A 7,347-nucleotide genomic window follows, 5' to 3' on the forward strand; every position below is an offset into this window, starting at 1 on the left:
ATTCAGATACATCTTCTAAAGAATCAACCTGGTTGATCAAATGCGCCAAATTCCCAGCTTCTTTGGTCCAATATTGAGCTGTGTCCTTGGCAACCGTTTGGTTAAAGGAGACTCCTAAAACTAGATTCAGATCCGTGTGAGCAAGAGCCTCTAAGAGACCCGGATTGGTTCCGCCCACTTCATGACCATGGATATAAGCAAAGGCTTCTTTACGGATATACTTCAAAAGGTCTTGATCATAGACCGTTCCTACAAACTTGACGCGCGGATCCTGATCAAATCCTGTTCGAGCTCGGAGTTCTTCAAAATAAGGATTGCCTTCATGGTTACAAATAATCACCAAATCACGCTTGGTGGAAGAGGCTATAAATTCACGAATGGCGGTCTCATAATTATTCTCTGGGACAAAGCGACCCAAAATTAGGAAATAGTTTTTCTCCTGAGTCTGCCACTTGTGATAGAATTCTCGGACCTTATTATCCTGACTGGTCAGGCTGGTCGGAGATAAGTCCGTCCCATAGGCAATATAGGTCGTCTTGGACCAAGGATAGGCTTCCTTGATATAGGACTCAATACCAGGGTTGTCAGAAATCACCAAATCCGCATGGCGTGTCATGATTTTTTCAGAATACTTGAGATAGGCTTGAATCGGTTTAGCCCACTTGGCCCGCTTCCACTCCAGTCCATCTGGATTGATATAAAATCGTCCACCTATCTTATGGATGTTACGAGCAAAAGGTGCCACAAAGGCTCCGATTGTATTGCCTAAGACATAAAAAATCGGCTGTTCAATTCCCTGCTTCTTAATAACCGTCAGAGCATAGTTGATGGCCATCATATCATAGGCGATGACCCGTGCAGGCCCAAGCTTAGGCGCTTTAATGGTAAAACAATCGACACCCTTGTAGTCAAAATGATGATAGGCTTGATCGTTAGAAAGGCAAGCAACATGGTACTGGATATCTGGAGACACTTGATGGGAGACCAATTGGTCTACAAAAGTCTCAAAACCGCCATATTGAGCCGGAAGCCCACGACTTCCGATAATAAAAACGTGTTGCATAATATTCCCTTTCTAACAATTTACAGTCTATTCAATTATACCATTTTCTAGGCTTTTTGCCTAATGCAAACAGAAAAGCGACCCTTAAGGGTCGCTTCAAATTTCTCTTATTTCACTTCTTGTTTATAGAACTCTTTCAAGGCATCTTGCCAAGTTGGAATAACGAATCCTGTAGCTTTCGCTTTTGCCAAGCTCATCGTTGAGTTCAGTGGGCGTTTTGCCTTAGCTGGGAATTGGCTAGAATCCACTGGTTTCACTTCAACATCCGTATCTTTGAGGATTTCAACTGCAAAGTCATACCAAGTTGTATCTTCTTTCGCATCGTTAGACAAGTGGTAATAACCATACTCCTTACGGTTTTCAGCCAAATAAGTCATGAACTCTGCAAGAGTACGTGTCCAGGTTGGACGACCATGTTGGTCATTAACAACTGTTAAAGTCTTGTGAGTCTTGGCTAAGTTTTGCATGGTGAAGACAAAGTTCTTACCGTAGTTCCCGAAGACCCAAGCTGTACGGATGATGTAGAAGTTCGAAACATGCTTCTCAACCAATTCTTCTCCCATACGTTTTGTGCGACCGTACTCTGTTTGGGGATTTGGTTGATCGTCTACTTCCCATTCTTGTCCAACTGGCTTATTCCCATCAAACACATAGTCCGTAGAAATATAGACTAGGGTTGCCCCATGTTTTTCAGACGCCTTCGCTACATTTTCCGTACCAGTCACGTTGATCGCATAGTCCAACTCTTTCCCTTCATCTTCAGCAGCATCAACGGCTGTATAGGCAGCACAGTGATAGACTAGAGTTGGCTTCACTTCCGCAAAAACCTCATCTACTTTCTCTGCATTTGTGATGTCCATTTCAGCTACATCAACAGCTACATATTCTTCATTTCGTTCATCTAACAAATGGCGAAGCTCCGTTCCAAGTTGACCATTTGCACCTGTAATTAAAATCATGGTAATATCCTTTCAAATGCTTTTTCCCTTTCATTATAGCAAAAAAAGCAGAAGTTTTCTGCTTTTACTTGCTTTTCTCTTTGATAACATAGATTGGACGTTTCTTGGTTTCCATGAAAATCTTACCGATATATTTCCCTAAAATCCCAATAGTTAGCAATTGGAAGCCTCCAAGGAAAAGAATCACTGTCATGAGGGATGGCCAACCTGAAGTAGGATCTCCAAAGACTAAGGTACGGATTACAATCAGAATCACCATGATAAAAGCCAAAATCCAAGATAACAGTCCACCAATAAAGGCAATATTTAGTGGGGCATCTGAGAAGTTAACGATCCCTTCAATCGAGTATTTGAATAGAGACCAAAAATTCCAAGATGTCTCTCCTGCTACGCGCTCTACATTTTTATATTCGAGGTATTCTGTCTCAAATCCAACCCAGGCGAAAATCCCTTTTGAAAAACGATTGTACTCGGATAACTCCATGATGGCATCAACCATGGGACGCCGCATCAAACGGAAATCACGCGCTCCATCAACCATTTCCACTTGGCTGATATGATTAATCAATTTATAAAACAGCCGTGCAAAGAAGGAACGAATCGGTGGCTCCCCATCACGAGTTACGCGTCGGGTTCCGACACAATCTAGATTTGGCTGCTGATCCAACTTCTGCTTCATTTCAATCAATAGCTCTGGAGGATCTTGTAGGTCCACATCCATGACCGTAACATAATCTCCTGAAGCATGCTGAAGTCCTGCATAGAGAGCCGCTTCCTTCCCAAAGTTTCGCGAAAAGGAAAGATAATGAGCATAAGGATTTAAGAGATTGAGTTCTCGTAAAACATCTAAAGTTTTATCAGAAGACCCATCATTGATAAAAATATATTCAAATTCTTCCCCCATGGAGATCCGAACTCGTTCCATTTCTTCGTAAAATAATGGAATCGATTCTTCTTCGTTAAAACACGGGACTACAACTGATATAACCATTTATTGCTCCTATTAACATTTACTATTATCTTTTCGGAAACTATAGTTTTTCTAACTATCCTTTACAATACAGTTTTGCAAACAGTTTTAATAAACCGACTTTTTCAATCAAGTTCATTGTAAAGATAGCTAGTTTAACCATCAATCTCTCATCTCTAATTTCTCGATTAAAAACAGAAAGTGTGGACTTCATTCCATTTATCTTGACCCAATCATTAATTTCTTTATATTGACGTAAAAACTCCTCACTTGTGGAATGTCTCCCACCGTCTAATAACCAATAAAGAGTAAATTTTTTTATAAAGAATTTAATTAATTTAGTTTCAGAAAAATCATTTGGTATAATCCCTGTTATCTTATCAAGAACATTCTTGATATCTAATTTTGGATTAAAACCCTTATTTAATGTATTAGATGCGCTATTCTCATTGTAAAACCAATTATATCCACAATATGGTATGGTTCTAATATTCTTAGATTTTGTATATACGGTTAAACTGAATAACAAATCCTCAGCCAACGGAATATCTGGAAAAGAAAGTTCGTTATCTATTATAAATTTTTTTCTATAGATGCGAGCACATGGTGAAATTGATCTATATTTCGACCATTTATCTTTACCCAATTGGATAGAAAATAGTTGTTTTCCATCTTGGTTTACTCTTTGAAGCCCACCAATAACTGCGTCATCCATCCCGTTTGAGATCTCATCATAAAACACCTGCAAGTAGTCTGGGTTTATATAATCATCACTATCGATAAACATGATGAATTCACCTTTTGCAAGCTTGATACCTTCATTTCTAGTATAAGCCGCACCTTTATTTTCCCGACTCAAAATTCTAATACTTGGAGAAAATTGTTGGTATTCATTCAATATTTTGAACGAATTATCCTTTGAACCATCATCAATTGCAATAATTTCAAATGATTTAAAACTTTGATTCAAAACTGAATCTATACATCTTTTGAGATATAATTCTGCATTATATACTGGAATAATGACACTAATCTTAGGCGCTTCTTTCACAATTTTATCCTTTATATTTATAAATATCACTCATGGTTTTTACAGATAAGCAAGAAAATAGAACTTTTATATTGTTAGCAAACCTCAAACAAGTAATGTTTAACCATTTGTATCCTGACTCTTTTTATAAAAATGATTTATCAATTTCGCTAATCCTTTTGGCCAAAAAAGATTAAACATCATGTAATCTTCCTTCGTTCGAGTATTATCACTAATGGTATTACTCGTTTCAGAATCTTCATGAATACGATGGCACATTAATTTCTTTGGAACATATACAAATCTGCCATCAAATTTAGCCAAATGATACCAAGCAAGCCAATCTAGACTAACTCTCCATTCCTCATCAAATCTAAAGCCCTTAACCAATTCTAAATTATAAGTTACAGCAGGGCAACAAATCGGATTTCCAAAAGCAAGAATACGATTTCTCCACCACTTAGTTTTAGGGAATAAAGAGATTGTTTTTAACATTAATGATTTGATTTTTAGATTTGAAGTCGGTTTAATGACCTCTCCATTTTTTTCTTCAAAATAATCAGAATAAAGAATGATAGCATCTTGATGCTTCTTTATCCTCTCTTTAATTTCCATTAAATAAGTTGGCTCATAATAATCATCTTGATGGGCTATTGTAGCATATTGGGTAGTAACAAAAGATAAAGCATTATTCCAATCTTTCCCAATCCCACCACCAACACTTGTATTAAATGGAATAGCATATTTTTGGCAAATACTTTCGATAAATACACTTGGAGTAGAAGTATACAAAATGATACTACTTTTTACGGTTTGGCTTAATAACGAGTTTATACAATCCTCTAAAAAAGGACTATCCCCATAAGCACAGATTACAAATGTATGATCATTCCACTGATTCATATTTTTGAATCTCCTTCCTTCTCATAATTACAAAGACAATCCAACTCGCAACTGTGTAAAATAGCATAACCATAACAAAACTAAGCCCTGCTCCAAACAAACCAAACTCCCTCATTGCTAGAGGCGTAAGAAGATTTGTCAACAACGCCATTGCGATATAAACATAGAGTAGATAGACTTGCTTCCTCAATATAATTAAAAAATCACCTATGACAGAAGCTATAGAATATAAAAAGCCGGAAAGCACTAAAATAGTAAGTAATAAACTATAATTTGATAAATCAATACCACTTATAATATTCAAAATAGGGATCCCTAACAAATAGGCCAGTATTGATACTACCAGTCCCAAAATCATAAGCAATAATAAAATCTTTCGAATCATAGCATTAAACGTATGAAATCTTTTTTCTGACCATTGTTTTGCCAAATCGGTAATTAAAGGTCTTAATGCTAATACAAATAAACTCATAAAGAAAACAGGCATGAATAGAATACTGAAGTCTCTTTGAGCACCTTCACGTAATACACCCTCGACTAGCAATTTATCAATCACTTGTTTTGGATAATTCAAAACATATACTAATAAAAAGCCGTTAACAAACAAGGGAAGGCAAGTTTTCATGATATCAATTGATTGCTTAAATGTAGCATATGAAAACTGATTAAAAGGTATCGTTCTAATTTGTTTGGATTGGACGTAATCACCCCCGAAAACAAAAAGAACATTAAAAAAACATAAACAAATTAAAGAAAAAATTAAAGAATTTGAAAGTAACAAACTAATTAGGAGAATGATTGTGCTCGAACCATAACGCAGCACCATTAATTTCCCTGCAATATCTAAACGTTCATGTTGTTGAAACAAACCTTGGAATAAATCAGAAAAAGCATCACAAGAACGATAAAGCACCGTCAGGATTATTATTAAAAATAAATTTCCTTTTCCAACATTATTTCCACTAAAAAGTAAATATGGAAATAATGTGACTAACATCAAACAAACTGTTATAACCCTAGTTAGCCAATACTCCAAATAGGAGTATGTTTCTTTCAAGTCAGTCGCCTGATAATTTCTTACTTGAAACATACCAATGACAATCCAGAGATTCCCAATTGCATAAGCCAAACTAAAATTATCAGCATCACTTGCGGAAGTATATCGAGAGACAATAATCAAATACAATATAGAAACTGCAGCCGCTGCTATATTCCCAGCAAAATTCCAAAAATAGACACTCCTATTTGCTTTATTGTTCATTTTCATTCTCACTTCTTAATAAGGCGATTGTTTGTGACAATTTCTTAATCTGTACTGATTGCTTTGATACAGTACGAGTTAATGAAAATATTAAAAATATTAATAAAAATGTACTTAATAGAAAAACAAAGTTACTTAATGTCTGAATCCCAAGAAATTCAGATATTGCTCCAATTAAATTTGGAAACCAAATGACTGGCAACGAGACGATACAAAGAATAAGCCAAGAGATGACATTTCTCATTTCAACAACTTTCTTTGTAACTAGTCTCAGAATATAAACCATAAAAATAATTACAATAATGGTCAACCAAATATTTAGCATTTTATTTCTTATATCCTCCGCCAATTCTAGCCAATAACATTGCCATTGTCACTTTAATCATATAGTAAACAGATTTACTTAATGTGATAGATGATTCCCCGTGCTCTCGTTCGTTCATTAATACAGGCACTTCTGCTACTGAATATCCTGAGGTTAACAGGGACACAATCGTCTCTGGTTCTGGATAATCACTTGGATATTGCTTGGCGAATTCCTCAATCACTTTTCGGTCAGCAACTCGTAAACCAGAAGTTGGATCTGTTACCTTTTGACCCGTCAAAACCTTGATTAATTTTTCAAAAAATGTAATTCCTATTCTACGTAGGAAAGAAGATTGAAAACCTTGATTCTCGATGAAACGTGAACCAATCACCATATTCACTTGTCGTTCTTGAAGAACTTCTAACATTTTTTTAATAAATTCAGGATTGTGTTGGCCGTCTCCGTCTACTTGGACAGCGTATTGGTAGCTGTGTCTAACTGCATATTGATATCCTGTTTGTACAGCACCACCAATTCCTAAATTGATGGGTAAATCAATGACATTAAATTGATTCCTTCTACAAATTTCCAGAGTATTGTCTGTGGAACAATCATTGATAATGACATAGTCAAATTCTGGCGTATGTTCCTCAATCATCTTGATTGTTTTTTCTATATTACCACTTTCATTATAAGCAGGAATAATAATTAGCAATTCTGAAGTTCTCAATACTTCTACATTCCCTTCTAAGCATATCACTTCATTATACTATATTTAAGGCTATTTTTCTAGTTCAGGACAATGCTTAGAAGCACGCAAACTACTAAAAAATCAGCTCCCCTAAAAAATAGGA

At 35.9% G+C, this 7,347-nt stretch carries 8 protein-coding genes; all 8 read right to left on the minus strand.

Translation table 11 applies throughout. The features are described 5' to 3' along the window. Nucleotides 1-1,063: beta 1-4 rhamnosyltransferase Cps2T (cps2T, locus tag ACLOR3_RS07190; RefSeq protein WP_412037106.1), on the minus strand; the 1,063-nt coding region annotated here is incomplete at its 3' end. Between the two features lie 107 nt (nt 1,064-1,170). Continuing rightward, nucleotides 1,171-2,022, minus strand: a complete 852-nt coding sequence (gene rfbD, locus ACLOR3_RS07195) for a dTDP-4-dehydrorhamnose reductase (protein WP_411399862.1) — start codon at nt 2,020-2,022, stop codon at nt 1,171-1,173. Between the two features lie 64 nt (nt 2,023-2,086). Next, nucleotides 2,087-3,013 carry a glycosyltransferase family 2 protein gene (locus tag ACLOR3_RS07200; RefSeq protein ID WP_411399863.1) on the minus strand — a complete coding sequence of 309 codons (927 nt, stop codon included), beginning with the start codon at nt 3,011-3,013 and terminating at the stop codon, nt 2,087-2,089. A gap of 55 nt (nt 3,014-3,068) precedes the next feature. After that, nucleotides 3,069-4,043 (minus strand): glycosyltransferase family 2 protein, encoded by a 975-nt coding sequence (locus ACLOR3_RS07205; RefSeq protein ID WP_233436500.1) that lies wholly within the window; start codon nt 4,041-4,043, stop codon nt 3,069-3,071. Nucleotides 4,044-4,142: 99 nt separating this feature from the next. Then, on the minus strand, nt 4,143-4,925 hold the full coding sequence (locus tag ACLOR3_RS07210) for a glycosyltransferase family 2 protein (protein WP_411399864.1): 783 nt from the start codon (nt 4,923-4,925) through the stop codon (nt 4,143-4,145). Then, entirely contained in the window at nt 4,909-6,192 is a 1,284-nt protein-coding gene (locus ACLOR3_RS07215) for a lipopolysaccharide biosynthesis protein (RefSeq protein ID WP_411399865.1), read from the minus strand. Before ACLOR3_RS07215 ends, ACLOR3_RS07210 begins: the two co-directional genes overlap by 17 nt. Further along, nucleotides 6,176-6,511 (minus strand): DUF2304 domain-containing protein, encoded by a 336-nt coding sequence (locus ACLOR3_RS07220; protein WP_353772959.1) that lies wholly within the window; start codon nt 6,509-6,511, stop codon nt 6,176-6,178. The genes ACLOR3_RS07215 and ACLOR3_RS07220 overlap by 17 nt, the downstream gene beginning before the upstream one ends. 1 nt (nt 6,512) lies before the next feature. Beyond that, the gene (locus ACLOR3_RS07225) at nt 6,513-7,223 is read right to left on the minus strand and encodes a glycosyltransferase family 2 protein (RefSeq protein ID WP_048716869.1); all 711 of its coding nucleotides are present in this window, start codon (nt 7,221-7,223) and stop codon (nt 6,513-6,515) included. Nucleotides 7,224-7,347: the final 124 nt, after the last annotated feature.

The organism is Streptococcus intestinihominis (assembly GCF_046824975.1).
In the GTDB taxonomy this organism is placed as follows: domain Bacteria; phylum Bacillota; class Bacilli; order Lactobacillales; family Streptococcaceae; genus Streptococcus.

What these genes read in the sequence shown, in the direction of transcription:
- rfbD (WP_411399862.1), bottom strand. Translation starts at nt 2,022, where the DNA reads ATGATTTTAATTACAGGTGCAAATGGTCAACTTGGAACGGAGCTTCGC.
- ACLOR3_RS07210 (WP_411399864.1), bottom strand. Translation starts at nt 4,925, where the DNA reads ATGAATCAGTGGAATGATCATACATTTGTAATCTGTGCTTATGGGGAT.
- ACLOR3_RS07220 (WP_353772959.1), bottom strand. Translation starts at nt 6,511, where the DNA reads ATGCTAAATATTTGGTTGACCATTATTGTAATTATTTTTATGGTTTAT.
- ACLOR3_RS07200 (WP_411399863.1), bottom strand. Translation starts at nt 3,013, where the DNA reads ATGGTTATATCAGTTGTAGTCCCGTGTTTTAACGAAGAAGAATCGATT.
- ACLOR3_RS07215 (WP_411399865.1), bottom strand. Translation starts at nt 6,192, where the DNA reads ATGAAAATGAACAATAAAGCAAATAGGAGTGTCTATTTTTGGAATTTT.